Source organism: Streptomyces sp. NPDC059009, assembly GCF_042740175.1.
GTDB lineage: Bacteria > Actinomycetota > Actinomycetes > Streptomycetales > Streptomycetaceae > Streptomyces.
In genome coordinates, this window is record NZ_JBHYJB010000037.1 from 1 (window position 1) to 25,375 (window position 25,375).

Consider the following 25,375-nt stretch of genomic DNA (forward strand, 5'->3'; position numbering starts at 1 on the left):
ACGGCTCCACCACAGCCCACGCCGGATCGGTCAACTCATGACGACGCACCACGAGATACCCAACGAGCCAACCGACTTTGCGGACACGACCTAGGACCTGTCCGCCCCTCGCCGTCCCGTCCCGTCCCGCACGACTCCACCACGGAGGCCCCCACCGTGCCCACTCCGCACTCCGAGCCCTCCCTCGTCCCTCAACCCACTCACTGCGCGCGACGCCCAGGCCGCTTCGTCCTCGACTCCCGTACGACGGTCCGCGCCGCCCCCGGCACGGAGGACGCCGCCGAGCTGCTCCGCGCCTATCTGGCCCCAGCCACCGCCCTGCCTCTCCGCCCCTCCCCGGACGGGGAGTTCACCCTGACCCTGGATGACGACGGGCAGGGCGAGCTCGGCACGGAGGGCTACCGCCTCACCATCACCCCCGAGGCCCTCCTCCTGCGCGCCGCCCACCCGACCGGGCTCCTGCGCGGCATCCAGACCATCCGCCAACTCCTGCCTCCCGCGGCCCTGTCGGCCTCCCGGCAACCGCGCCACGACTGGCCGCTGCCCTGCGTCGAGATCACCGACGTGCCGCGCCACCCCTGGCGCGGGGCCATGCTCGACGTGGCCCGCCACTTCCAGCCGGCCGCCTTCCTGCGCCGGTACGTCGACCTGCTCGCCCTCCACAAACTGAACGTCTTCCACCTCCACCTCACGGACGACCAGGGCTGGCGGATGCCCGTCGCGGCCTATCCGCGGCTCACCGACGTGGGCAGCCGGCGCAGCCGGTCGATGGTCGGCCCGGCGGGCAGCACGACGTACGACGGGATCCCGCACGGCGGCCACTACACGCGCGCGGAGCTGACCGGCCTCGTCGCGTACGCGGCCGAGCGGGGTGTCACCGTCGTCCCCGAGACAGAGATGCCGGGCCACGTCCGCGCCGCCCTCGCGGCCTACCCGGAGCTCGGCAACCACCCCGGCCGGCGCCTCGACGTGTGGACCGAGTGGGGCGTGTGCGACACCGTCCTCGGTGTCCACGACCGGGCCCTGGACTTCTGCCGCGGCGTCCTCGACGAGGTCATGGACGTCTTCCCGTCCCCGCACATCCACATCGGCGGCGACGAGTGCCCCACCTCGGAGTGGGCTGCGAGCCCGACCGCACGCGACCGGATCGCGGCCGAAGGGCTGACCGGGCCCGAGGAGCTGCACGGCTGGTTCATGTCCCGCGTCGGCGCACACCTGCTCGCGCACGGCCGTACGCCGGTGGGCTGGGCCGAGACAGGGACCGGACTGCCGCCCGGCTTCACCGTGATGACCTGGCGCGACCGCGCACACGCCCGCACGGCCGCGAGCCGGGGCCACCAGGTGGTGACGGGCCACTACCGCTCCACCTACCTCGACCACGCCCAGTCCGCCGACCCGGACGAGCCGCCCGCCCAGCCCGGCACGGTGGTCGACCTGCGCGCGGTCCACGGGCACGACACGGCGCCGGAGGAGTGGGAACCCTCACTGACGGCGCAAGTCCTCGGTGCGCAGGCCCAGTTGTGGACGGAGTTCGCGGCCACCGCCGAACACGTCGAGTACCTCACCTTTCCCCGGCTGTGCGCGCTCGCCGACCGCGTATGGAGCGGCGAGAGCTCCTTCACCGACTCGTTCCTGCCGCGACTGCACGACCACACGGCCCGGCTCGACGCCCTCGGCGTGCGCTACCGCCCCCTGTCCCCACGGCCCTCCTCAGCCGTGGCAGCGAGAACGGCACGACCACGTACGTAACGCAGCACCACCCAGCGCAGCCCTCCCCCACCACACCCCCCCCACGAAGGAGAAGACATCGTGTCCGCACAGCACCGCAACAGCACCCGCCCCCGCGTCCGTATCGCCCTGGCGACCGCCACAGCGCTGGCGGCGACGGGCCTGGCCGTGAACGCCAACGCCAGCACGGCCAGCACGGCCAGCGGGGCAGGCACAACCGCCAACAGGGCAGCCGCAGCAGGCGAAGCCCTCTTCGACGACTTCAACTACACCGGCCACACCGACCCGGCGATCTCCGCCCACGGCTGGACCGTGCGCTCCACCTCCGGCGGCCCCGGAGTCCCGGGCGCGACCTGGGCCACCGAGAACATCACCTTCGCCAAGGACGGCGACAACTCGGTGATGAACCTGGAGACGTCCACGGCGGGCACCGGCGAGTCGACGCAGCAGACCGAACTCCTCTCCAAGTCCATGAAGTTCAAGAACGGCACGTACGCGGCCCGGGTCAAGTTCTCCGACGCGCCGAAGTCGGGCCCGGACGGCGACCACGTCGTGCAGACCTTCTTCGCCCTCAACGACCTGACCGCACCGATGGCGGACGACTACTCCGAGTACGACTTCGAATACCTGCCGAACGGCGGCTGGGGCGAGTCCTCCGACATCCTCTACACCACGTCCTGGGAGACCTACCGCCCCGACCCCTGGGAGGCCGTCAACCAGCACACCGAATCCCGTACGAGCTTCGCGGGCTGGCACGACGTGCAGTTCACCATCGACGACAGCAGCATCAAGTACTACGTCGACGGCCAGCTGTTCGGCACCCACGACGCCAAGTACCTGCCCGAGCGCCCCATGGGCCTCTACTTCAACCAGTGGCTGATCGACTTCGGTGGCCAGAGCTCCACGGAACCCCGCGCCTACGACCAGCAGGTCGACTACGTCCTGCACGTCAAGGACCAGGCGCTGACCCCCGCCGAGGTGAAGTCGAAGGTCGACGGGTACCGCGCGGCGGGCACCGCTTTCGAGGACGGCGTCCCGGGCGCGGGCGGTGCGGCGGCGAAGGCGGGTGACACGGCGTCCGGGAGCCGCTGATCCACCGGAGGCGTACGGCGGCGGGGCTCGCTCGATCTCATCGAGGCCCGCCGCGAGCCCCGCCGCCCGGCCGAGTTCCTGCGCCGCGGGACCTACGTCGTTCCTGCCTGGCGGGACCTACGTCCCGTCTTCTCGGGCCGACAGCAGGTCGGAAGAGCACACGTGAGCCAAGCGCCAAGGACAAAGGTCCTTCACCGCCCGCGCTTGCACATAGATGTGCAATTCCGGGTGAAATCGCGAGCATAATGGGCGAATCGGATGCCGCGCAGTCCGAGACGCGAAAGCGAGCGCAAGAACGACGGAGTCACACCATGGCCGCCCACACCCACGCCGCCCCGCCCTACCAGAGCATGGCCGAGGACCTGGTCCACAGGCTCGTACAGCACCCCGAGACCGCCACCACACGCCTCCTGGACGCCGAGGCGGTGGCCCGCCACTACCACGTGTCCGCCACCACGGCGGAGTTCGTCCGCCGCGCCGCCCGCACCAGACTCCGCCTGCAACACGCACCCGCCTGCGAGGCGGCAGGCCCGACGGAGCAGGAAGCGGCGTTCGCCGCGGCCGACACCTCGCCCGCAGCCTTCCGTCAGGTGGCGCAGGACCTGCTCGTACGCATCAACTCCGGTGAACTCACGGGGATGTTGCCGTCCCAGGTCCAGCTCGCGACGCACTACCGCGTGTCCCGCTTCACCATCAAACGGGCCGTGGGCGTGCTGACACAGCAGCGGGTCGTCAAATGCCATGGATCCGCGGGTACTCGGATCCTCGCCCCCGGCCCCTCAGCGCGGACGGACGAGGCCGGGTAGCGGCGGGAGCCCGGCCGACCGGCCCTGTTCGTCAGGCAGTAGGCCCGATGTCCCCCTGGGGATCGCCGCGCAGCTCGGTCAGCGAGTGCTTCTGCCGGCTGTCCTCGTGGAAGTTCTCCGGAGCCAGCCAGCGGCCGAACCCCTCGCGGAGCAGCGGCCATTCCCCGTCGACGATCGAGTACCAGGCGGTGTCGCGGTTGCGCCCCCGGTAGACCAACGCCTGGCGGAACACGCCCTCGAAGGTGAACCCGAGCCGCTCGGCCGCCTTGCGCGAGGGTGCGTTGAGAGCGTCGCACTTCCACTCGTAGCGCCGGTAGCCCAGCTTGTCGAAGGCGTAGGCCATCAACAGGTACTGCGCCTCGGTCGAGATGGGGGTGCGCTGCAGCAGCGGCGAGAACACGACGTAGCCGACCTCGACGACCCCGTTGGCCGGGTCGTGCCGCATCAGCGCCATGGTGCCCACGGCCCGGCCCGTCGCCCGGTCGATGACCGTGTAGTGGAGCGGATCGGTGCTGCGGGCCGCGCCCTCGGCCCAGCGGCGGTAGTCATCGGCGCTCTCGAAGGGCCCGGCGGGCAGGTAGGTCCAGTTCCGGCCATCGGACTCGGTCGCGTACGCCGCGTGGAGCTCGTCCGCATGACGAGCGGCGTCGAGCGGCTCGAGGCGGCAGTACGCGCCCTCCAGGTCGACCCTGTCGGGGGCCGGGCGAGGCGTCCACCCAGGGAGAGGCTCCCCGACGGGCTGGGCGTAGGCATTGAGGCGAGGTGTCACCAGTTCTCCAAAACGATCGGCTTCGCTCGCCACGGTACGGCGTCGGGAGCGGCAGTGACTGATCATGGGAGTGGCTGAGAGTGGGCCTCACCCCCGCACACCTCCACCGGCGCCGCCCGCCCTGCCTTCCCGGAGGGCCAGGAGCAAGGCGGGCAGGGCGCCCTTCAGGCGCCGGTGCGCCGCTGCAAGGGGGCGATCCGGCTGTGGATGCGGAATCGGCCCACGTGCGCGCCGGGCGTCCCGGTGAGGTGGACGACCACCGGACCGGCGAAGGTGTAGCCCCGCTCCGCCGCGTGCTTTCGCACCTGGATGGCCAGGTGTCTGCCCAACTGGCCGCTGCAGGAGATGAGTTGCTGATGCGCGTCCGGTGGCAGCTGGACCACGAAGGCGTTGGGGACCAGCGTGCGCTGCCGGTCGAGGATCAGCGCCCGGTCGTCGCACTCGGTGCGCAGCTTCGCCACCACCTCCGCTTGTTTGCGTGACGCCGGGATCAGCGTCTCCCACAACACATTGGTCCACCGCTCCACGGATTGTTCGAACCCGATGAGGAATCTCATCTTGATCCGCTGCCCGCGCATATCCTGGGCAGGCTCACCCGTAAGGGCGTCACTGCGCGCCGGACGCGGCAGGGAGGGTTCGCGGCGGCAGGCCACCGCCGAGCGTCGGCTGCCCGACGAGCCGGCTGTGCGCGCAGTTCGAGAATTCCTGTGCTGGCCGTACGGAGGTGCGATGTCCACACAGACCCATCGACTGACCATCACCACGAGCGCCAGCTGCGACGACACCTCGGTGTTGCGCGCGCGAGGGGAACTCGACCACAGCTGCGAGAGCTACTTCCTGACCACCTGTGGGACCAGCATCGACACCGGACGCCAGTACCTGGTCCTCGACGTCACCGCCCTCACCTTCTGTGACTCGCGCGGACTGAACTGCCTGCTCGCCCTACGGTGGTTGCTTGCACGCCGCGGCGGGAACCTGCTGCTGGCCGGCGCGGGGCGCAACCTCGTCGACCTGCTGGCCCAGACCGGCAGCATCATCCTGCTGCCCACCTACCTCAGCGTGTCCCAAGCACTGGCACAGCTGCCCGAAGCGAGCCGCCCCACCTGGCCCCCGGCCCAGCCCACCGCTCACACCACGCCCCGCGTGCCCCGCCAGGCATCCCGGCCGCAGGAGGGACAGACGGAGGGCAGGGCGCAGGGACAGGCGTACGAGGGTGCCCCGCGCGAGGAATCGTAGGGCGCTCTGGAGGGACACTCCCTCTCGGGTGGATGCTGGCGTGCACGCGGTGCCGTGGCGGATCCCCCAACAGGTCGGTGCGGGTGGACGATCCGGTGCGGCACACGCCGCCCCCCTGCCCGCCTCGGACCCTGGAGCCGCCTCGTGGACGTCCACGCCCCGCTCGTACGCCTCGATGAGACCGCCGGTGACCTGCACGGCGAGATCGCACGGCTCCGCGCCCTCGGCCCCGCGGTGCGGGTGGAGCTGCCCGGCAGCGTTCCCGCCTGGGTCATCACCCGTCACCAGGCGCTCCAGGATCTGCTCGCCGATCCCCGCGTCCTCAAGGACGCCTCGAACTGGGCCGCGCTGCGCGACGGACGGATACCCGACGGCTGGCCGTTGATCGCCTTCGTCACCAACCGCGGCATGACCACCGCCGACGGCGAGGACCACCTGCGCCTGCGCACCCTGGTCACGCAAGCGTTCACCCCGCGCCGCATCAACGCGATGGGCCCCCGCATCGAAGCGATCACCCACCGCCTCCTCGATGCCCTCACGGCGCACCCGCCCGGACCGGTGGACCTGCGGGCCCACTTCGCCTACCCACTGCCCATGCAGGTGATCGGCGATCTCCTCGGCGTCCCCGGGGAACACTTCGACCAGTTCCGGGCCCTGTCCGCGAGCCTGACGAGCAGCACCCCCTCGCCCGAGGAAACCCTGGCCACCATGCAGCAACTCCACGCCCTGCTCGCCGATCTCGTCGCACAGCGGCGCGAGCACCCGGGCGAGGACCTCACCAGCCACCTGATCGCCGCCCACGACCAGGGCGACCGGCTGAGCGAGGACGAGCTCACCGGCACCCTCATCCTGATCCTCGTCGCCGGACACGGCACCACCCTCAACCTGATCACCAACGCGGTCAGGGCGCTGCTCACCCACCCCGCGGAGCTCACGGCCGTCACCGCGGGGCAGCGGACGTGGAGCGCGGTGATCGAGGAAACGCTGCGCTGGGACTCCCCCGTCGGGCACTTCCCGCTGCGCTACGCCGGCGACGACATCCCCATCGGCGACACGGTGATCCCGAAGGGGGAGGCGATCCTCGCGTCGTACGCGGCCGCGGGGCGCGACCCCCGCCACTTCGGCGCCGATGCGGACGAGTTCGACACCACCCGCTCTCCGAACAGGCACCTGTCGTTCGGGCACGGCGCCCACTACTGTCTCGGCGCCGCCCTCGCCCGCCTCGAAGCCGAGATCGCGCTGCCGGCGCTCTTCGCCCGCTTCCCGTGCCTGGATCTCGCGGTGCCGCCGCAGGACCTGACGCCGCTGCCGTCATTCGTCAGCAACAGCGTCCAAGCCTTGCCGGTGCGCCTGCACCGCACCTGACGGGCTCGTGGACGTCAGTAGATGATCGACACGATCTGGCAGGCCGCTGCGGCCAGTTGGCGGTCGCCGTCGATGCGGGCGCGGTCCAGGGCGGCGTCCGGCTCGATGCCGCGCGTGCACAGGCGCCAGGCGGTCTCCGCGTCCAGGCCGACGCGAGCGGCGGGATGTTCGGTGTCGGTGCCGGTGCCCGGCTCGGCGAGCGACCAGCGGTTCTCCAGCGCCGTCACCGTCCAACTGCCGCGGGCCGGTCCGTCGACCCGCACCTGGATCTGTGTGCCGACCGGTGCGGTGACCTCGCGCAGGGTGTGGGGCAGGGCCCGCATGAAGGTGTCCAGGACGGCGGACAGCAGGCGCGGATCGGGGTCCGTGGTCTGCCCTACGGCGTGCCGGATCTGTTGGCGGTGGGTCCAGAACTCGGTCAGGTCGCGGGCGCTGTCCAGCCACATCGGCGCCGGGTCGACACCGGCCCAGGACACTCCCAGCGAGGGTGAGTCGGGATCGGTGGCCTCGAAGAAGCGGGACACCTGCCCGCCGATCAGGCCGAGGGTGTCGGTGAGGGCAGTCGGGCCCACCCGGCGGCAGGCGTCGACCCATTCCTGGTTGATGCGGTGGATGAACGCCTCCAGGGTCTCCCCCGGCGCGAAGGCGGGCCCTTCCCCGAGTCCGTCGCGGTCCCGGGCGAGCCGCCCGTAGAAGTCGCCCAGGATGTGCGCGGCGACATCCCGGACGCTCCAGCCCGGGACCGCCTCCTTGCCCCAGTCGGCGGGCGCCAGGCCGCGCAGCGTGGCCATCAGCGCGGCCTGCTCGGGCGCGAACAGGGGGCGGGTGTCGATCGGGGCGCCGAGCCAGGAGTGGCCCGGCACGTCAGCGAGCTGGGCGTTCATGAATCAAGCCTGCCAACCGGACGGCCGCTGCGCCAGCGAGTATCCCCGTACGCAGTCCTGCGGCTGTCACGCATCGCCCCGAAGCGAGCCGGCGCGCAGGGCTGCCTCGGCGCGGTCATTGAGCTGTGCCGTCAGGCTCCTCAACTGGTGTGCACGGTTGGCCGGTACGCAGAGGGAGATGGCGGCGAAGGCCCCTCCCACGGAGATCGGCACGGCAGCGGAGGCGTACCCCATGGCGAACTCCTGTACTTCCACCACGGGTTGGAAGGGCGTGATCTCCGAGAGTCTGCGCAGCGCGGTCCCGGTGTCCGGCACCGTGTACGGGGTGAGGGGGAAGACGGGATGGCGTCGGAAGTGGTCGCGGCGCTGTGCGTCGGTGAGCCGGGCGAGCAGGCACTGTCCGGCCGCGTGCGCATGTGCCGCCGAGCCGAAGAGGACCGGGGTGGCCGTCAGGGCCTCCGGAGTGTTCCGCGACCGCGCGAACACCTCCACCTCGCCGTCCCGGTAGAGCGCGGCGTACGTCGTCGCGCTCAGGTGGCGGCTGATGCGCTCCAGCCAGTCCTCCGGTGCCGACTTCTCCGATGCCGGTACGCAGGTGGGCAGTTCAGGCGCTGCGGGAGGCTGCATGTAGTGGCCGAAGGCGTTGAGCAGCATGCCTTCCTGCAGGAGCGTGCGCAGCAGGTGGTAGGTGGTGGGCAGCGGGATCTGTGTGTCGCGCGCCAGCTGCTTGGCGGTGGCCTGGCCCCCGCGCCGCTCCAACGCGGCGAGCAGGCGGCAGGCGCGCTGCACCGAGACGATGAGCGTGGGGCCGTTGGGCGAGTTGCGCTGTGGGTTTCGCCGTGGGTCGCGCTGCGCGTTCCACTGTGAGTTCTGCTGTGAGTTCTGCAAGATCTCTCCTCGAGATTCGTCCCGTGGGCTTCGCGTACGGGAGAGGCGACCTTGGAATCGGGTGTGCGGATGCATGCCTCTGGCGCCGGCGGGGCTCTGCTTCGGCGGGGCGGGAACGCACGCCCCGCCGGAGCTCGACCCGGCTCGCTGGAGAGAAGGATGTGTCAGCGAGCCGGGGAGCGACCGTCAGGACTCCGCACGGCGAGGCAGGGACGCAGCGGCTAGCGCCGCACGGTGAGTTCGGCCTCGAGCCGGTTGAGCAGACGCGTCAGAATGCGCGAGACATGCATCTGGGAGATCCCCAGCTCCTCGCCGATCGCGCTCTGCGTCTTGTCCTCGGTGAAGCGCAGCGCGAGGATCTTGCGATCGCGGTCGGAGAGGCCGGCGAGGAGGGGCTTGAGGGCGTGCAGGTCCTCGACCCTTTCCAGGTCTCCGTCCGTGTAGCCGATGTGGTCGGCGAGGGTGGCTTCCGGCGACGAGACGTCGGTCGGGTGGTCCAGGGAGACCGTGGTGTGACCGTTGGCGGCGATCAGCCCTTCGACGACCTCGTCCTCGTCCTCGTCCAGGTGCAGATGCTCGGCCAGTTCGCTCACGCTCGGCGAACCGCCGTTGTCCTGCTCCAGCTCGGCGGTGGCCTTCGACAAGCGCAGGCGCAGCTCCTGCAGACGGCGCGGGACGCGCACGGCCCAGGTGGTGTCGCGGTAGAACCGCTTGATCTCGCCGAAGATGGTCGGCAGGGCGAAGGTGGGGAACTCGGTGCCGCGCCGCACCTGGAACCGGTCGATCGCCTTGATGAGCCCGATGGTGCCGACCTGGACGACGTCCTCGCGGGACTCGGCGCGTACGGTCATGCGGCCGATGGCGTAGTGGACCAGGGCGAGGTTGAACTCGACCAGCGAGTTGCGTACGTAGGAATGCTCCGGGGTCCCTTCCTCCAGTTCGTCGAGGCGGGCGAAGAGGGTCTTGGACAGCGCGCGGGCGTCGGTGCCGTTGGTGCTCCTGGGGTCGGGCAGGGACGGCAGGCATTCCAGGCCCGACAGGCCCGGCAGGCCCGCTGGTGCGGTGGCGTCCGGGCCGGTGGTATGTCGCCCGGCACCGGCGGTCGTGCGGCCGGGATGGCTGGAGATCGTGGTCACCGTCGTCGCTCCCGTAATGAGAAGGGCGCCCCCGGACGGGAGCGCGTCGTGGGCAGGCTGCTACCCACCAACGACCGTGACAATCCCGTGACTTGACTCTCCGTATAAGGATCCGAACGCCACGCCGACGGTGCGTTACTGCGTACGGCCCGTGGCATCGCAGCCCGAAAGGTGACGCTCTCGGTGCGCTCCCGGGGCGCTCCTCCCGCGCAAGGTCGCCTGACGGCGGGCCGGTCCGGACACCAAGGCCCCGGCGTCAATTCAGTCGGCCGCCAGCACCGCGCGCACCGTCTTGCCGCCGCCCGCGGCCGGGGTGACGGCGAAGTGCTGCGCCAGCATCCGCACCATGGCCAGCCCCCGTCCGCTCTCCCCCTCCGCGGTCAGCGGGCGGAGGCGCGGCCGGGCCGGGCTCGCGTCGTACACCTCGACGACCACGCGCGCATCGGACACCTCCACTCGCAGCCGACAAGGGCTGCGGCCGTGCACCGCGGCGTTGGTGACCAGCTCCGACACGATCAGCGCCGCGTCGTCGACCCGCTCCGCGTCCACCCGCCGCACCCGACGGCGCGGGCGGTCGAGGAACAGGGACGTCAACTGGCGGGCCCGGCCGGCCGAGGCGGCTTCACGAGGCAGCAGGTATTCGGCACGGGCAGAACGCCGATGGGCGCGCTGTGGCGCACGCATGGCGAATCACTTCCCCTCCTGGGACAACCGGCACATCCGCGGCAAGGCCGCTCACCGGGGCCGCGGCATATTTTGCGCGGCAGGTCCTGCGGAGTACTCCTTCCCCGTCCCCCTGATCGACAACCTGCGGGCGCGCCGACGGAACGCTCATGGAAAGGCGGAGCAGCGATCCCCGCAGGGCTCTGACCAGGGACATGCGGCACACGGGTCAGCGGGGGCAATGTTTTGTGCGCGGATCGGGTAGCGGGATGCGAACCCACCAAGGCAGGAGGCGCACCGACATGAACCCGCCCCAAGATGTCATCGAGCTGATCCTCGAAGACCACCGGACGCTGGAGGGCCTGCTGCGCCTGATGCGCAGCGTCGAGGCCGACCGGCACGCGGCCCTCCATGACTTCGCGGACCTCCTGATCGCGCATGGCCACGCCGAGGAAAGCGTGCTGCATCCCCCGCTCCGCCCTTACGCGCACACCGACTTCTTCGAGCGCATCGAAGCAGAACACGATGAATCCACAAGGGTGTTGCTCGCGCTGCTCGACGTGCCGGACATCGGCTCGGCCGCGTGGGACCGGCGGCTGCAGCAGATGGCCGCTGCCGTCTGTCGCCACTCCGACGGAACCGAACGCACCCTCCTCAACCTGGGCCGCGCGCAACTCGACGGCTTCCACCGGGCGGAGCTCGCACAGGAATTCGCGGAGACGCGGCACCGGATGCTGCGGTCGGGATGCGGCAGCGCCGACGCCGTACACGGGCTGCTGTACGCCGACGTACCGGCATGACCCCGTGTCGGCCATGTCCCCCGTATCGGCCATACCGCGCTCGCCGACGACGCCCTGCTGCGCCGCATCTTCACTCAACTCCCGCCGGGGCACGCCGGGTTGTTCGGACGTACCGAGCCGATGTGAAGAGTCGTCGCCATGTCCTCCCGCTCAGAAGGAGCCCATGTCAGCCGACAGCCACTTCTCCGGGCGCATCCTGACGATCACTTCGTCACCCAGCTCGGCCTCGGCGAACTCGAGATACTTGGCCGCTCCCTCCGGGCCCAGATAGTGCTCCGCGACCGCCCGCAGCTGTTCCGGCGTGCTCGGTTCGATCTCCACCGGTCCCTCCACCGTCACGTAGCGGACCGTGGGCTCGGTGCGCTGGGCCATCAGCGAGGCCCGGCCGGCCGCGCGCAGGGCCTTTGCCTTGGCCGAGTCGGCGGCGGTGACGAGCCACAGGTCGCCGCCCGGCTCGTACATGTACCAGACCGGTACGTTCAGCGGCGCACGGTCCGCGTCGGAGCGGGCGATCGACAGGGCACCGATGTGCGGCTCCGTCAGAAAGGACTCACGTTCGGACTGGGTCAGGGGCATGCTGGGGCCTCTCGGTCCAGGGTCATCCAGGGTCAACAGCTGGTCCGCTGCGCGGTTTTCGCTCAACCGCAACCATCGCAACGTCCCGCCCAGTCCCGTTGTTCCCTGCGGTCAACCGGTGTGCCCCCCTGGCCGTCCCCAGGTCCTCCCGGTCCCCAAGTCCCCTCGCTTTCGCGTCCTCATCGGCCAGGAATGGATGCAGCAGCTTGAGCAGGGCGTGCGGGCGGTGCAGCGGGATGATGTGGCCGCAGTCTTCGATGACGTGTGCGGTGAGATCGTCGGTGACCGGGCGGAGCTGACGTTCCAGCACAGTACCGACGGGCTGGGCGCCCAACGCCATGGTCGGCACCGTCAGTCGGGCCGTGGCGACCGCCTGCTCGATCTGTACCGCGCTCTGGGGCAGTGCCCGGTAGTACGAGAACGCGCGGTTCAACGCCTGGCGGCCGGTGTATGCGCGGACGAAGGCGTCCCGGAGGGCGGGGCGCACCCCGTCGCCGAGCGTGCCGGCACGCAGGAACCAGTCGACGTAGGCGGCCTCGTGGCCCTCCAACACGGTCTCGGCAAGGCCGGGCGCGGCGGAATGGAAGCCGAACCACCACGGCGGCCCGTCGGCGAGGAAGTCCTCGGCGCCGGGCAGCCTGCCCAGGAGGGATTCCATGACGACCAGACGCCGGACGAGACCGGGGCGACGGAGGGCGAGGAGGAAGGCCGGCGCGGTACCCGCGTCGATGCCCACCACCGCTGCCGAGGACACGCCGAGCGCGGTGAGGAGCGCCGCGGCGTCCTGGGCCAGGGTGCCCGCGTCGTACCCGGAGGCGGCCGGGCTGCTCGCGCCGAACCCGCGCAGGTCCGGCGCGATGACGCGGTAGCGGCCGGACAGGTCGGCCATGACGTCCGTCCACAGCTCCCAGGTGTGCGGGAAACCGTGCAGCAGCAGTACGGCCGGGCCCGATCCGGCGAGGGCGACGTTCAGTTCGACACCGTTGACGGGGACGCGCCGCAGCTCGGGCATGGAGAGGCTCCAGGTGTGTGGTGAGGAATAGTGACCAGGTCACGCTATGGAACTATCCTGGGTCGTCCAAGACGGCACTTTCCCTTCAGGTGGTGAGCCCAGAGTGACCACATCGAGGCCCGGCGAACCCGGCCGACGGCCCGGTGAGCGGGGTGATCTGCTGGATCCGCGCTGCCCGACCCGTCAGTTGCTCGACCGCATCGGCACCAAGTGGACGTCGATGACGGTCAAAGTGCTGGCCGAGGAGACTCCGGACGAGCTCCGTTTCGCGGAACTGCGGCGCCGCATCCCTGGCATCTCACAAAAGATGCTGTCCGTCACCCTGCAGAGCCTGGTCCGCGACGGCCTGGTCGCGCGGCGAGTGGAACCCACCGTGCCGCCCGCCGTCCACTACCGGCTCACCGAGCTCGGCCTGTCCCTCGAAAGACCGCTCTCCGCCCTGCGGGACTGGGCCGAGACGCACATGGCGGAGATCGACCTCAGCAACCAGCTCGCCGACAGGTCACCCCCCACCTAGAGCGTCTGTCGAAGGCGCTGGTCACAGCCACTCGGTGGCGGCGGCCATGTGGTTGATCTCCTCGTGCCAGTTCAGGACACGCTGGACGATCAGAGTCGGCGGCAGGGCCTCGAGGGCCGGCATCTGCACGGGCTGGTCCCGGCCGCGCTCGGCGTGCTGATCTCCCCGCTCTTCGTGTGACGATGCTCGGCCTGTTCGCGTTGATCTACAACGATCCCGGAGCGCGTTCCACGGCGGCTCAGCCCCACTGGTGGCAGTAGTACAGGTATCCCTCTTCAAGAGGCAGACGCGGACCAGGATGGTCGTTCCCTACCTGGGCGACGACGCGTCTTCTGTGTGACGTTCCGACCCGCCGCAACATCGGCGGAGCCGGCCGGTGCTGCAAGACCTGCTACTAGAAGTGCGGCCAGTCCCGTGGCCGCGCTGCCTCCGTCACGGGCAGGCACTCGACGAGCAGGTCGACGACATCGCGCCAGGCTCGCTGCGCGTGCTGTGGGTGGTAGCCGACGCCGGGGCGGACGGTGTGGTCGACCGTTGGGTGGTGGAAGGCGTGCAAGGCGCCGCCGTAGACCGTGAGGCGCCAGTCGACGCCCGTGGCCTGCATCTCGGCGGTGAACGCGCTCCGTTGCGCGGGCGGCATGATCGGGTCTTCCGACCCGACCCCGGCCCACACCGGGCAGCGAATGCGCGCCGCCTCGCCTGGTCGGCCCGTGGTCAGGGCGTTGACTGTTCCGATCGCGCGCAGGTCGACGCCGTCGCGCCCGAGTTCCAGCCCGACGGCGCCCCCGGTGCCGTAGCCGACGGCGGCGATCCGGTCGGGGTCGGTCCGCGGTTCGGTGCGCAACACGTCGAGCGCCGCATGGCCGATGCCCCGCATCCGGTCGGGATCAGCGAGCAGTGGCAGGCAACGGGCCAGCATCTCCTCGGGGTCGCCCAGATAGCGCCCGCCGTGAAGGTCGAAGGCCAGCGCCACGTATCCCAGCTCGGCGAGAGCATCGGCCCGGCGGCGCTCGACGTCGCTGAGCCCCATGCCCTCCGGTCCGAGCAGCACCGCGGGCCGGCGGCCGACACCGGCCGGGAGCGCGAGGTGCCCCATCATCGTCAAACCGTCGGCCGGGTACGCGACCGTACGCGTCGCAATCTTCGTCATGAGACGGGACTGTATTGATCGTCGAGCCCGGTCCGGCCGGTGTTCTGCCGCTGGCAGATCATCTCGTTGGGGTGTGGTGGCTGAGCCTGTCCGGGTGCGCAGACTGACCGGTCAGGAAGGGCAGAAGCTTCAGCAGATCGTGCGCCGTGGCAGTGATCGCCCAGCTGGTGCAGGCCGACGAAGGCACCGTCCGGGATGTGATCCAGCGGGGTGGCGATTGTCAGCGCTCGAGTGCGGTCGAGCCGGCCCAGCTGGCCAGAAGATCGAGTGTCTGACGTTCGGGTGAGTCGGGCTCGGGCGAGTAGACGGTGATACGGAGCCCGGGGTCAGCGGGCAGATCGAGGGCTTCGTAGGGCAGGGCCAGGTCCCCGACGAGCGGGTGGTGGAGTTGCTTCACGCCGGAGCGTTGGAACTTCACGTCGTGCCTGGCCCAACGCTGGGCGAACTCGTCGCTCTTTGTGGAGAGCTCGCCGATCAGGTCCATCAGCCCTTTGTCTTGCGGCGAGCGGCCGGTCTCGGTGCGCAGGAAGGCGACTGAGTCGTTGGCGGCCTTCTCCCACTCGGGCCAGAAATCGGCAGAACCAGGATCGAGGAACAGGAACCGCGCGGTGTTGACCGGACCACGCTGTGCGAACAACGGGGAATCGTAGACCGGGGCATACAGAGCCTGGCCGAGAGTGTTGGCGGCGAGGATGTCGAACCGCCGGTTGCGGATGTAGGCCGGCAGGTCGGTCATCGCGTCGAGCACCCGCAGAACCACCGGTCGGATCCGCCCCGTCGCAGTAGGCGGCCGACCGGGCGCAGTGGCCGCGCGGGCCAGGTCGTAGAGGTAGGCCCGCTCGGCATCGTCGAGCTGAAGTGCGTGGGACAAGGAGTCCAGCACCGAGTCCGAGACGCCCCTCAAGTTCCCGCGCTCGAGGCGGATGTAGTAGTCAATGCTCATCCCGGCCAGCAGTGCCACCTCCTCCCGGCGCAACCCGGTCACACGTCGATTGCCACCGAAGACGGGCAGCCCTGCCCGCTGGGGCGTCATGCGGGCGCGACGGGTGCTGAGGAACTCCCGCACCTCGTCGGCCTGTTCATGCCTCTCACTGCCGGTCACATCACCACCGTAGATCGTGCGGCGGTGTGCTGGGAGGTACTGCCGTTACCCGGAAGAGCAGTGACTCCCACCCGCGCACGCATACGGATTCCATGACAGGGACACACATCGACCTGCTGAACACCCCGACGCGTCATCCCGCACGATCAACTGGAAAGGCGTCAAGTGGCAGACAACCAATTCACCACGCATGCAGAACTTTTCGACCTGAGCGGAAAGCGCGCGCTCGTCACCGGTGGCACCAGAGGCATCGGGATGATGATCGCGCGTGGCCTTCTCCAGGCGGGCGTCCGCGTGGTCATCAGCTCACGCAACGCAGAAGCGTGCACTCAAGCGCAGGAACGGCTGTCCACATTCGGTGAGGTGCGGGCCATCCCCGCCGACCTGTCCCGCCACGACGAGTGTCGGCGGCTGTCCGACCTCGTCGCCGCCGACTCGGAGCGTCTCGACATCCTCGTCAACAACGCGGGCGCCATGTGGGACGAGCCGCTGGCGACGTTCCCGGACGCGGCCTGGGACACGGTCGTCGACCTCAATCTGAAGTCGCCGTTCTGGCTGGTCCAGGCGCTGCTGCCCGCGCTTCGCAGGGCGGGCACCGCCGACGATCCCGCGCGGATCATCAACATCGGCAGCATCGCCGCCATCCACATCCCCCAGCGGCCCAACTACTCGTACTCCAGCAGCAAGGCCGCACTGCATCAACTCACCAGAGTGCTCGCCAAGGAACTGGGACCGCAGCACGTCACCGTGAACGCCGTGGCGCCGGGACCGTTCCCGTCGACGATGATGGCTGCGACCCTCGATGAGTTCGGCGAGGCGATCGCGGCGTCGGCCCCACTACGCCGGATCGGCCGCGACGACGACATGGCGGGTGCCGCCGTGTTCCTCGCCAGCCGGGCAGGCGCGTACCTGACGGGCGCCGTGCTCCCCGTCGACGGCGGCATCGCCACAACCGCGTAGGCCGCCCAGGCCGTGTCCGACGGGTCATGTGGCGAGACTTCCGCTGTCCGGACTCGTTCACCGCCCGGGGCCCTCTCCGGCGGGCGGCTCTGCCACGTCTGCCGTGGCGTGGATGCTCACCGGGATACGGGCCCGTGCCCGCAGGCGCGAGCAGGCGTGCGAGCACACGCTGCCTGCCTGCCTGCGTGCGGGCCGGGCTCAGGCGCGCAGGACGCCGCTGAGGGTGTGCTACGGCATGTCAGTGAGCTGCGCTGCGTAGTTCAGCACCTTGTGCCACTGATCGATGGCGTCATCGCCATCGCCCTCCTGTGCCAGGCTCAGCGCCTCCTGCACGGAGGCGCCCAGCTGCGGGACGGCGGGCTTGAGCTTGTCGAGCCGCGTGGACACGTTGTCGGAAGCGTCGCAGCAGTCCTGCCAGGCTTCCTTGTACTGATCGGCGGGCTGTTCGCCCTTGAGGGCCGTGCGGGTTTGGGTGAATTCCCGTACGTAGTCGTTGAAGAGGATGAGTTTGGCGTTGGGGTTGTCGAGGTCGAAGTTGTCGCAGACCGGCTTCAGCCGCGACGTGATGTCATCGATGTTGGAGTCCTTGATGAGCTGGGCGAACGGGATGTCGCCCAGGGCGTGGCAGGTGTCGCGGATCCAGCGGGTGCCGTCGCAGAGCCAGCTGGTGCCGTCGCACCGCAGCGAGGTCTCCAGGAAGTCCTTGGCGACCTGGTCGTCGGGGTTCACGGCGACGCAGTAGTTGCGGACGGTGGCCTCCGCGTGGGACACGGCACTGTCGAAGTCCTCCATCATCGCGCCGGGGGCGCCCACTGCCATGCTCGTCCCCCAGTCGACGCGGGACACGTCCGGGTCCGTCGCGACGCCCGACAGGGCCGCCTTCACGGTTTCAGCGGTCTTCTTGGCGTCCGCCCAGTCCTCGGTGGTGAACCGGAGGAACTGGCGCAGCCCGGTGATGGTCTCGGTGAAATGCGCCAGGCCGTCGAGGGCGTCCTTGACGCTCTTCAGGTTCGACTTCAGGGCGTCGCCATAGGCATCCCAGGCGTTCTTCAGAGCGTGGGCGCCCTCGGCACTGACCGAGGTGCTGCCGGCGAATTGCGTCACGGCTGACTGTGTGGTGCCGAAGCAGGAGATCGCGCTCTGAAGGAGGGTCAATTCCTCCAGATCCTGGGCGAGTTCCGCCTTCTCCTCGTCGAGGTCCTTCTGGCTGATCGTCGTCCCCGACGGCGGCAGGAGGCCGATCCCGGCGGTGATGAAGTTCAGGCCGATCTCGGGTTCTCCGTCCAGGGTGAAGGCGCCGCCGATCGCGATGAGACAGATGCCGGGGATGACATCGACCTCCCCCTTGGCTATCTTCGCCGCGTCCTCGGCGAGCTCGCTGTTCAGCTGGGTGACGCGATCGCCGATCGCGGTGATGGCACCGTGTCCGCCGGTGATGGCGTTGTCGACGGCCTGGCGGTCCTGCTCGAAGCAGCTCTTGTCGCGTTGGGCGTCCTCGGACACGCCGTCGAGGGCCTCGCTCAGCTTCCCCGCGTTCCTCGCGCGCTCCGCGACAGGGGGCTGGAGCGCCGTGAGCTTGGACTTGGCCTTCTCCAGGACGGCCTTCTGCTCATCGGGGGTGGGCGCCGGCCCGAGGTCCTCGATCGCCTGGAGAACGGGGCCGGCCACATGGTCGAACTCGTCCGCATAACCGCTGACGTCGTCCGCGGTCTGGTCGAGCTTCGGCAGCACCTCCGTCACCCAATCGTTGCCGTGGTCGAGGGCGCCACCGGTGTGGGTGTCGATGTCGTCGAGCGCCTGCACTGCGGCGGCGGCCACGTCCGGGGTGAGCTTCTGGAGTTCCGGCTCGACCTTCGTCTTCACGGACTCGAAGTCCAGGTGGGGGGTCAGCTGGATGACGGTGATCATGCCTTGTACGGCGATCGACGGGCCGTGCGTGCTGCGGATCGCCTCGTTCATGGACACGGACTGCGGTGCGTTCGTGGACATGGTTGGTCGCTCCTCGGGGTTACTGGGACAGGGGGCGGGCCGGGCGGTCGCGGGCGCCGCCCGGCCCGTGTGCGGCGCCGCCGCGCCCAGGGCCAGTCCGATGGCTCTTGGTGGGCCGCCTGGCGGTTTGCCCGCACGGCGTGAGTCGCCTCACGAGGCGCGGGCAGCCTCATGGGAATTGTCTGTACCGGCCGAGAGACGGCTTCAAGAGCCGTCAGACGCGGCCTAGGCCGCGAGGAAAACCTGCGGGATGTCCGTCTGCGCGGTCTGGAGGCCGCTCAGAGCCGTGGCGATGGCCTCCGTCGCCTTGTCGACGTTCGCCCAGTCGTCCAGCGCGCTGTCCAGGAACGCCGCCGTGTTGTCCAGGGCGTCCTTGAGGTCGTCCGGGTCGCCGGCGTCGATGGCGTCCTGGAGGATCTCCACCACCTCGCCGAGGCTCGATCCCAGAGCCTCCCATCCCTGGTACAGCAGCTGTGCGCCCGCCGCGGCCGCCGTCGCCTGATCGGCGAGTCCGGCGACGGCCTTCTGGGCGGAGCCGAAGGAGGCGACGCTCGCCTTGAGGAGGGTGAGCTCCTTCTGGTCCTCGGCCATCTGCCCTTGCTTCTTCTTGAGGTCGAGGCCCGCGACAGTGACCAGGGCCACCCCGGCACCGGCCACGCAGACACCCGCGCCCAGGATCATCAACCCCACCCCCGCACCGATCCCGGTGGCGATGAAGAAGCCCCCGATCACACCGGCGACCACGCCCGCGGCGATCGCGACTGCGCCACCGGCGATCATCGCGTTGTCCTTGTTGATGCCTTCGTTCAGCGCGTCGATCTCGCCCATGAGGCTGTTGAGGAAGCCCGTGTCCCCGGTGAGCACCGCGTCGACCTTGGTCTTGTCGTCGCCGAACGCGACGGCATCGGCCGCGACGTGCTGCTGGAAGGTGTGGAGCGAGTCGGCGATCCCGCCAGCCTTCGTCTGACGCTTTCCGACGGCGCCCTGGAGTGCCTTGAGCTTCGTGTGCGCCTCCCCCAGCGCCTCCTTCATCGCCTCCGGGCTCCCGCTCTCCGCGTCCTTGAGCGCCTGGGACGCAGCACCGCCGAGGGTCTTGAACTCCTTGCTGTAGCCCTGAACGTCGGCGTTGGTGTCGAGCATCCCCTTCAGCAGCCCGCTGTTCCACTCGTCGGCATGCGTGCGGGCGGTCGCCAGATGCCCATTGATCTTTTCCAGCGCCTCCAGCCCGTCCTTCGCCGTCTGCGCGGCGGCCTGGTTGAGCTCCTCCATGAAGCCCTCGTTCTTCTTCAGCTCACCGACCTGCATGTCGACGGTCTGACCGATCGTCTGGACGTACGTCTGCACCGCCTGACCAGGGCCGTGCGATTTCGCGAGGGCGTCGGCAAGTGAAACGGGCTGCGGGAAGTCCTTGAGGGCCATGACTGCTTCTGCCTTTCTCCGGGACGACAACAACGCCGCCGAGCTTCACATCGCGTCGTCCGGGCCAGCCAGGGCGTTTCCGGACGGCGCATCGAAGGGGGAGGAGCGGTAAATCCGCCATGCGCATGCATGATGCAACGAAGATTTTGGTCAATCCGATCCGGCGTGATTCCCGGGCGCGTCTCGCCGTGCGTGCGGCAACCCCGTCCCGTACCGCCGTTCACTCGCGCCAGGACCAGTGAGATCTCCGCACGAGGGCTGGCCGAAGATCAGATACCTTCAAACCCATTCGTCACACAGGTCGCTGCGGCAACGAAGATCAGGTGGCCAAATGGCCTGCACAGAAGGCCCATTGGCTCATACGAGCGCCACCTCCACGGTTCAGCCAGGAGCTGTTGTGTCGGGGTGTGGGCGAGCTCAACGTTGTTCGCTGCGGCGGCCTGACATACGGCTTGGCCCCCGGGGGGCTTTCGTCAGCTCGGTCGCTCCAGTCGAATCGGGAGCCGCTCATACGCGGGGATCAGCAAGTGCGGGCGTACAGGCAGGGAGGACGGGTCGGCTCTGAGGGCGATGTGGCCGTAGCGGGCGAGGAGTTCGTCCAGGGCTGCGCGGGCCTCGGTGCGCGCCAGTTGGGCGCCCAGGCAGCGGTGGACGCCGTGGCCGAAGGCGAGGTGCGCGGAGCGGTCGGGGATGTCCTGGTTGGCGGCGGCCACCAGGAGCAGCAGGTGGGCGCCTGCCGGGATCGGGGTGTTCTGGAGGACGACGTCACGCGTGGTGGTGCGGAAGACGTTCGCGGACGGGCTGCGCTCGACCAGGCACTCCTCGATGAAGTCGGGCCGGGCTGCGGGATCCGCGCGCAGTTCGGCGATGACGTCGGGCTGCGCGGCCAGCCGCATCGCGATGTGGGTGAGCAGGATGACCGTGGTGGTGCTGCCCGCGGGGAACAGGATGAGGAGGAACTGGATGCGTTCGTGGTCGGTGAGGTTGTCGCCCTCTTGGATCAGGTGGCTCAGGAGGCTGCCGTCGGGGTGGTCCGCGAGGTGGGCCGCGCGGTCGCGGAAGTACTCCGTGAATTCCTGGGTGAAGTCCAGGTAGGCGGTCACGGTTTCGGCCGTGAGTTCGGCGCCGGTGGCGAGCGAGGTGAGCAGGGTGTCCCAGCGGGTGATGGTGTCGTGGTCCGTGTCGGGCACTCCGAGGAGGTCGGCGATGACGTGGACGGTGTAGGGCATGCAGAAGTCCTGGACCCAGTCGGCGTCTTGGGGCAGGCGGTCCAGGACCTCGGCCGCGCGGGCGCGGATCGCCGGGGTGCGTGTGCGCATCGCGGCCGCGGTGAAGTAGCCGTTGACGGATGTGTGCGCGGTGCGCTGCGGCGTCGAGCGTGAGGTAGGGGCCTGCGTCGGGGGTGCTCATGTCGTTCCCCTTGGTTCTCGGTCTCTGTCTCGGTCTCGCTCTTCGTTCGGGGGTCAGTTGGTTCCGTTGCTCAATTCGTCGTAGCTGTAGCGGTAGTTGGGGGGTTGGTCGATGTGGCTCCAGCTGATCGCCACGTCTTCGGAGCGGGCGATGTGCAGGGCGGTGGTCCTGTTGTAGCGGCGGCATCCGTACGAGGCCGTGATGAGGCCCGTGACGAAGCGCATCAGGTATTCCTTTTCCGGGGCCCTCAGCTCGTCGGTGTCCTGGAGGCGCAGGAGGATCTCCGTGTACGCGGCCAGCGAGGCGGACACCTTGTCGTGCTGGCTGCCCGGGAGGTAGTTGAGGGTGTGGCCGATCTCCTGCTCGTAGGCGTGCCGCAGTGACCCGTGGATGTCGAAGGTGAGGACGACCGCTTCCAGCGTCTCGTCCATCCAGTGCCGCGGGATGTCCCGCAGGTCGATGCCTGAGGCCAGGGCGCAGGCGAAGAGTCCTCCGTAGTACCAGCCTTCGCGCACACGCCAGTTGATGTAGGCGCGGTAGTGCTCCTGGTTCACGCGGGTGCGGGCGGCGCTCGGCTGCCTGCCGCGTTCCACGCGGTTCTCGGAGAGCTGGGCGATCTGCCGGTGGAACTGTGTCAGGAGCGTGTTCTTCGACCAGTCGTCGACGCCGTTGGTGGCGCGCTGCGCCCACTCCTCGATCGGGCGGCCCCGGTAGTTCTTCTTGAGCAGGTCCTGGGTCGTGAAGGCGCGCATCTTGGTGGCGCAGGTGTCGAAGACCGCGGACAGCGCCCCGTAAACGATGATCGCGTCGCGGTCGCGTCCCGGCGCGGTGACGGGAGAGATGAGCGCGAGCAGCACGTAGGCCATCTCCAGGCATTCCCGGTCGACTTGCCGGCTCACCCAGGGTTCGGGGTCGTCCGTGCCGATCCAGCAGCGTCGCGCCAGTCGGCGGCGCGCCTGGGAGCGGCGCGTGGGGCCGATCAGGTCGTGCCAGGTGGCGTCGGAGTGCAGGGGGTCGCGGGGTTCGGTCATGGTGTCCCTTCTGGTCCCTTCTGCCGGTACGGGGGGCATTGGCCGAACGGGCGGTATCCGAGGTGTCGTACGTCCCGCCGCGTGGAGCAGCGACCGCCACAGGCGCAGCCTGCCCAGCGGGCCGAGTGCTTCGTGTGCGGCGAGCAGTCCGCCCGCCATCGCGCCGAGCACCCCGCCGGAGAAGGCGTCCTGTCCGGCGGAAGAACTCCGCGATCGCCGCGGCTTCCTGAGGGAAGCGCTGTTCGAGCCCGCGCTGGTAGGCGGCCAGGCGGACGGGAGCCCGATAGGTGTCGGCGCCGGTCCGGTATGCGTCGAAGGGGTCGCCGGTCTCGGTCCCTTGGAGGTGCCGTCGGTGAGGTAGTCGCTCAGGACGCGCACGCCCACCCGCACCGAACGTGACGGCCCGCCCCGGCTCACCGCTCGCCCCCGGGCACCCGGCGGGCCGGAGCGCCGGCGAGAGGTGCGCCACGAGGTGGTGCTGCGGCGCCCGCCCGGCCCAGGAACAGCAGGCGTGTCAGCGCGTCCCAGCTACGGGCAGGCAGGGCGTGGTGCGCGGCGATGGCGAGCCGGGCGTGCAGCGGGACGCGGTAGTGGGGGTGCGGGCGGGGGGCCGTGGCCGCGGTGGCGATGGTGCGGGCCACGGCGTCGGGCTTCTGGGTGATCCGTTGCAGGAGCGTCGCGCGCAGCCGTGCGGACGTCGCGCCGCGGGACAGTACGTCGCCCAACACCGCGCCGAAACCGCGCATTTGGGCGTCGTAGGCGGGGTGGGGGCCGTCCGTACCGTGCCGGGTGATGTTCTGGTCGATCGCGGCGGCGAAGTGCGTGTCGATCAGGCCCGGTTCGACCAGCACCGTCGTGATGCCGTACGGCGCGAGCTCCATGCGCAGGGTGTCGTTGAGTGCCTTGAGCGCGTGCTTGGACGCGGTGTAGGCGCCCCACAACGGCAGGGTGCAACTGTCTCCGATGGAGCCGACGTTGACGATCCGGCCCGTTCCCGCCGCACGCATGGCGGGCAGGGCGAGCTGGCACAGCCGCCAGGTGCCGAACACGTTGGTCTCGAACTGCAGGCGCAGCCGCTCGGTCGTGAGCAGCTCGGCCGGGCCGATCTCCGCGTATCCGGCGTTGTTGACCAGGGTGCCGATGCGGCCGTGCTCCTGCTCGACGACTTCGACCGCCGCGCGCATGCTCGCCTCGTCGGTGAGGTCGAGGCGCAGCGTCCGGCAGGTGGCGCCGCGCAGCTCCTTGACGGCTTCGGGGGTGCGGGCGGTGGCGTACACGAAGTGGCCGTCGTGGACGAGGCGATGTGCGGTGGCGCGGCCGATGCCGGTGGAGCAGCCGGTGATGAGGATCGGTGACACCGGAGCCGCCGGGCCGCGGGGCGTGGGGATCCGTTGATTCAACATGCGGGCCTTTCCGTGCGCGGGGTGCGGGATCCGAGGGTGCGGGAGGGCGCGGGCCGCAGCTCGGCGAGGAGACGTCGCGCCGCTTCCTCGCCCGAGGTGAGGCTGCCGATGGTGGTGGAGTGGCCGAACAGGTCGCCGCCCGCGAGCTGGATGCGGCCGCCGCCGGGTCGGTACGAGGCGGCGGCGCGGGCGACACGGCGGTAGTCACCAGGGGCGCGGCGCACCACGCAGTTCGGGATCCGGTCGACGTGGACGGTTTCGCAGTGGGTGCCCGCTTCCGGCAGGACGCCCAGGGCGGCGAGGCCCGCGAGGACCCGGTCGGCCGCCTCCGCGTCGTCACCGTCCCACAGCCGCCGCGACGCCTCGCCGCGCAGATACGCGGTGATCATTCCCCGGCCCGGCGGGACGCGCAGCGGCGAGAGGTTGTGCGGCAGCACGCAGCCCCCCAGGTCCGGGGTCTCCGCGCGCGGGGTGTGCACCATCACGGCGTGCTCCGTGGTCGGCCGGTCCAGGCAGAACGTCACCTGTACGGCGGACCCGTATCGCGTGGCACGGCACAACTCCTTGAGCTCCGGGGGAAGTTGTAGCCAGATCGCGGGGAGCAGCGTCGGCGGGACGGCGAGCACCAGCCCCTCGAAGGCGTCACTGCGCTCTGCCCGCGCAGGGCACCGCGAGGTGACGTGCACCTCCGCGCCCGCCGCCGCCACCGCGACCACCCGCGTTCCGTGCCGCACCGGCACCGTGCGGGCCAGACCCTGCGGCAGGAAGCCGCTGCCGCGCACGGAGGTGAAGTAGCCGCCCGAGGTGAGCAGGAACGCCAGGTACAGGAAGGGCGCGGCCTGCGCGGTGTCCTCAGGGTCCGTCAGGCACAGCGTGGCTCCGAGCGGGTCGAGCAGATGCTCCACCGTGCGGGTGGACAGGCCCCGGCGCAGCGCGTACCGGTACACGCTCTCCGTGTCGTGCGCGGCGGCCGCAGACATGTCGTCCGGGTGCAGGACCGGGCGCAACTTCCGTAGCTCGGTCAGGAGTTGGCGGCGGTCCGTGAGGGGCACACCGTGCAGGAGTCCGCCGCCGAGCAGCCGCAACGGGCTCCCGGTCCGGCCCCGGTGCACCCGTCCCTCGTACGCGGTGCCGGTCAGGTCGGCCGCGGGCAGCACCTCCCCCTCCAGCCCGGCGTCGGCGATCAGCGACCGCATGCGCCGGTAGCGGCGGCCCAGCAGCGGGGCGCCGAGGTCGACGTGGAAGCCGTCGCGTTCCTGGCTCGCCATCCGGCCGCCCACCAGCTCGCGCGGCGCCGTGTCGAGGACGGTGACGTCGCAACCGGCGCGCTGGAGCCGGAAGGCCGCGGCCAGGCCCGCGATGCCCGCGCCGACGACGGCCACGCGCGCGCCCGCAGGTACGTGTGCACCCGATCGCCCCACAGCTGCCCCCCTTGGTGT

The 25,375-nt window shown here is 70.2% G+C and carries 22 protein-coding genes and 3 pseudogenes; 9 read left to right on the top strand and 16 right to left on the bottom strand.

Annotated features, from left to right (window positions below):
* Nucleotides 1-156: 156 nt before the first annotated feature.
* From ACFWYM_RS31520 to ACFWYM_RS31530, 3 genes and pseudogenes are all read left to right on the top strand, one after another.
* Nucleotides 157-1,749, top strand: coding sequence for a beta-N-acetylhexosaminidase (locus tag ACFWYM_RS31520; RefSeq protein WP_384845025.1), 1,593 nt, complete (start codon nucleotides 157-159; stop codon nucleotides 1,747-1,749).
* A gap of 219 nt (nucleotides 1,750-1,968) precedes the next feature.
* Nucleotides 1,969-2,820: pseudogene (locus ACFWYM_RS31525) on the top strand (glycoside hydrolase family 16 protein); the annotation flags it as partial.
* Nucleotides 2,821-3,131: 311 nt separating this feature from the next.
* Nucleotides 3,132-3,626 (top strand): GntR family transcriptional regulator, encoded by a 495-nt coding sequence (locus ACFWYM_RS31530; protein WP_384845028.1) that lies wholly within the window; start codon nucleotides 3,132-3,134, stop codon nucleotides 3,624-3,626.
* Nucleotides 3,627-3,657: 31 nt separating this feature from the next.
* On the opposite strand, the gene ACFWYM_RS31535 is transcribed toward ACFWYM_RS31530, so the two are convergent.
* Nucleotides 3,658-4,395, bottom strand: a complete 738-nt coding sequence (locus tag ACFWYM_RS31535; protein WP_384845031.1) for a GNAT family N-acetyltransferase — start codon at nucleotides 4,393-4,395, stop codon at nucleotides 3,658-3,660.
* Nucleotides 4,396-4,559: 164 nt separating this feature from the next.
* Nucleotides 4,560-4,952 (bottom strand): DUF3662 domain-containing protein, encoded by a 393-nt coding sequence (locus tag ACFWYM_RS31540; protein ID WP_384845034.1) that lies wholly within the window; start codon nucleotides 4,950-4,952, stop codon nucleotides 4,560-4,562.
* A 172-nt stretch (nucleotides 4,953-5,124) separates the two neighbouring features.
* On the opposite strand from ACFWYM_RS31540, the gene ACFWYM_RS31545 reads away from it, so the two are divergent.
* Both ACFWYM_RS31545 and ACFWYM_RS31550 read left to right on the top strand, forming a co-directional pair.
* Nucleotides 5,125-5,631 (top strand): STAS domain-containing protein, encoded by a 507-nt coding sequence (locus ACFWYM_RS31545; protein WP_384845037.1) that lies wholly within the window; start codon nucleotides 5,125-5,127, stop codon nucleotides 5,629-5,631.
* A gap of 144 nt (nucleotides 5,632-5,775) precedes the next feature.
* Nucleotides 5,776-6,996: a cytochrome P450 gene (locus ACFWYM_RS31550; protein WP_384845040.1), complete on the top strand. Its 1,221-nt coding sequence runs from the start codon at nucleotides 5,776-5,778 to the stop codon at nucleotides 6,994-6,996.
* Between the two features lie 14 nt (nucleotides 6,997-7,010).
* On the opposite strand, the gene ACFWYM_RS31555 is transcribed toward ACFWYM_RS31550, so the two are convergent.
* The 4 genes from ACFWYM_RS31555 to ACFWYM_RS31570 all read right to left on the bottom strand — a co-directional run bounded on the left by ACFWYM_RS31555 (nucleotide 7,011) and on the right by ACFWYM_RS31570 (nucleotide 10,588).
* Entirely contained in the window at nucleotides 7,011-7,880 is an 870-nt protein-coding gene (locus ACFWYM_RS31555; protein ID WP_384845043.1) for a maleylpyruvate isomerase family mycothiol-dependent enzyme, read from the bottom strand.
* A 66-nt stretch (nucleotides 7,881-7,946) separates the two neighbouring features.
* Nucleotides 7,947-8,768 carry a helix-turn-helix domain-containing protein gene (locus tag ACFWYM_RS31560; protein ID WP_384845046.1) on the bottom strand — a complete coding sequence of 274 codons (822 nt, stop codon included), beginning with the start codon at nucleotides 8,766-8,768 and terminating at the stop codon, nucleotides 7,947-7,949.
* A 221-nt stretch (nucleotides 8,769-8,989) separates the two neighbouring features.
* A complete protein-coding gene (locus ACFWYM_RS31565) occupies nucleotides 8,990-9,904 on the bottom strand; it encodes a SigB/SigF/SigG family RNA polymerase sigma factor (protein ID WP_384845050.1) in 915 nt (304 codons plus the stop codon).
* Nucleotides 9,905-10,165: 261 nt separating this feature from the next.
* Nucleotides 10,166-10,588 carry an ATP-binding protein gene (locus ACFWYM_RS31570; RefSeq protein WP_384845053.1) on the bottom strand — a complete coding sequence of 141 codons (423 nt, stop codon included), beginning with the start codon at nucleotides 10,586-10,588 and terminating at the stop codon, nucleotides 10,166-10,168.
* A 281-nt stretch (nucleotides 10,589-10,869) separates the two neighbouring features.
* On the opposite strand from ACFWYM_RS31570, the gene ACFWYM_RS31575 reads away from it, so the two are divergent.
* Nucleotides 10,870-11,367: a hemerythrin domain-containing protein gene (locus ACFWYM_RS31575; protein ID WP_384845056.1), complete on the top strand. Its 498-nt coding sequence runs from the start codon at nucleotides 10,870-10,872 to the stop codon at nucleotides 11,365-11,367.
* 150 nt (nucleotides 11,368-11,517) lie between these two features.
* Here the strand turns inward: ACFWYM_RS31575 and ACFWYM_RS31580 are convergent, their stop codons facing one another.
* Both ACFWYM_RS31580 and ACFWYM_RS31585 read right to left on the bottom strand, forming a co-directional pair.
* The gene (locus ACFWYM_RS31580; RefSeq protein ID WP_384845059.1) at nucleotides 11,518-11,943 is read right to left on the bottom strand and encodes a pyridoxamine 5'-phosphate oxidase family protein; all 426 of its coding nucleotides are present in this window, start codon (nucleotides 11,941-11,943) and stop codon (nucleotides 11,518-11,520) included.
* A gap of 184 nt (nucleotides 11,944-12,127) precedes the next feature.
* Nucleotides 12,128-12,955, bottom strand: a pseudogene (locus tag ACFWYM_RS31585) (alpha/beta fold hydrolase); the annotation flags it as partial.
* 103 nt (nucleotides 12,956-13,058) lie between these two features.
* On the opposite strand from ACFWYM_RS31585, the gene ACFWYM_RS31590 reads away from it, so the two are divergent.
* Nucleotides 13,059-13,472: a winged helix-turn-helix transcriptional regulator gene (locus tag ACFWYM_RS31590; protein ID WP_384845062.1), complete on the top strand. Its 414-nt coding sequence runs from the start codon at nucleotides 13,059-13,061 to the stop codon at nucleotides 13,470-13,472.
* A gap of 394 nt (nucleotides 13,473-13,866) precedes the next feature.
* Here the strand turns inward: ACFWYM_RS31590 and ACFWYM_RS31595 are convergent, their stop codons facing one another.
* Nucleotides 13,867-14,622 carry a dienelactone hydrolase family protein gene (locus tag ACFWYM_RS31595; protein ID WP_384845065.1) on the bottom strand — a complete coding sequence of 252 codons (756 nt, stop codon included), beginning with the start codon at nucleotides 14,620-14,622 and terminating at the stop codon, nucleotides 13,867-13,869.
* A 76-nt stretch (nucleotides 14,623-14,698) separates the two neighbouring features.
* On the opposite strand from ACFWYM_RS31595, the pseudogene ACFWYM_RS31600 reads away from it, so the two are divergent.
* Nucleotides 14,699-14,831 (top strand): annotated as a pseudogene (locus tag ACFWYM_RS31600) (IS630 family transposase); the annotation flags it as partial.
* A gap of 11 nt (nucleotides 14,832-14,842) precedes the next feature.
* Here the strand turns inward: ACFWYM_RS31600 and ACFWYM_RS31605 are convergent.
* Nucleotides 14,843-15,724, bottom strand: coding sequence for a helix-turn-helix transcriptional regulator (locus ACFWYM_RS31605; protein ID WP_384845068.1), 882 nt, complete (start codon nucleotides 15,722-15,724; stop codon nucleotides 14,843-14,845).
* 165 nt (nucleotides 15,725-15,889) lie between these two features.
* Between ACFWYM_RS31605 and ACFWYM_RS31610 the strand changes: the two genes are divergently transcribed.
* A complete protein-coding gene (locus ACFWYM_RS31610) occupies nucleotides 15,890-16,684 on the top strand; it encodes an SDR family oxidoreductase (RefSeq protein WP_384845071.1) in 795 nt (264 codons plus the stop codon).
* 228 nt (nucleotides 16,685-16,912) lie between these two features.
* Here the strand turns inward: ACFWYM_RS31610 and ACFWYM_RS31615 are convergent, their stop codons facing one another.
* The 6 genes from ACFWYM_RS31615 to ACFWYM_RS31640 all read right to left on the bottom strand — a co-directional run bounded on the left by ACFWYM_RS31615 (nucleotide 16,913) and on the right by ACFWYM_RS31640 (nucleotide 25,357).
* Complete coding sequence (locus tag ACFWYM_RS31615; RefSeq protein WP_384845074.1) at nucleotides 16,913-18,673, bottom strand: HBL/NHE enterotoxin family protein; 1,761 nt, start codon at nucleotides 18,671-18,673, stop codon at nucleotides 16,913-16,915.
* A 225-nt stretch (nucleotides 18,674-18,898) separates the two neighbouring features.
* Nucleotides 18,899-20,092, bottom strand: coding sequence for an HBL/NHE enterotoxin family protein (locus ACFWYM_RS31620; protein ID WP_384845077.1), 1,194 nt, complete (start codon nucleotides 20,090-20,092; stop codon nucleotides 18,899-18,901).
* A gap of 473 nt (nucleotides 20,093-20,565) precedes the next feature.
* A complete protein-coding gene (locus tag ACFWYM_RS31625) occupies nucleotides 20,566-21,411 on the bottom strand; it encodes a cytochrome P450 (RefSeq protein WP_384845080.1) in 846 nt (281 codons plus the stop codon).
* A gap of 144 nt (nucleotides 21,412-21,555) precedes the next feature.
* A complete protein-coding gene (locus tag ACFWYM_RS31630) occupies nucleotides 21,556-22,533 on the bottom strand; it encodes a hypothetical protein (protein WP_384845083.1) in 978 nt (325 codons plus the stop codon).
* A gap of 413 nt (nucleotides 22,534-22,946) precedes the next feature.
* The gene (locus ACFWYM_RS31635) at nucleotides 22,947-23,936 is read right to left on the bottom strand and encodes an SDR family oxidoreductase (RefSeq protein WP_384845086.1); all 990 of its coding nucleotides are present in this window, start codon (nucleotides 23,934-23,936) and stop codon (nucleotides 22,947-22,949) included.
* Complete coding sequence (locus ACFWYM_RS31640) at nucleotides 23,930-25,357, bottom strand: FAD-dependent oxidoreductase (RefSeq protein ID WP_384845089.1); 1,428 nt, start codon at nucleotides 25,355-25,357, stop codon at nucleotides 23,930-23,932. The genes ACFWYM_RS31635 and ACFWYM_RS31640 overlap by 7 nt, the downstream gene beginning before the upstream one ends.
* Nucleotides 25,358-25,375 lie beyond the last annotated feature (18 nt).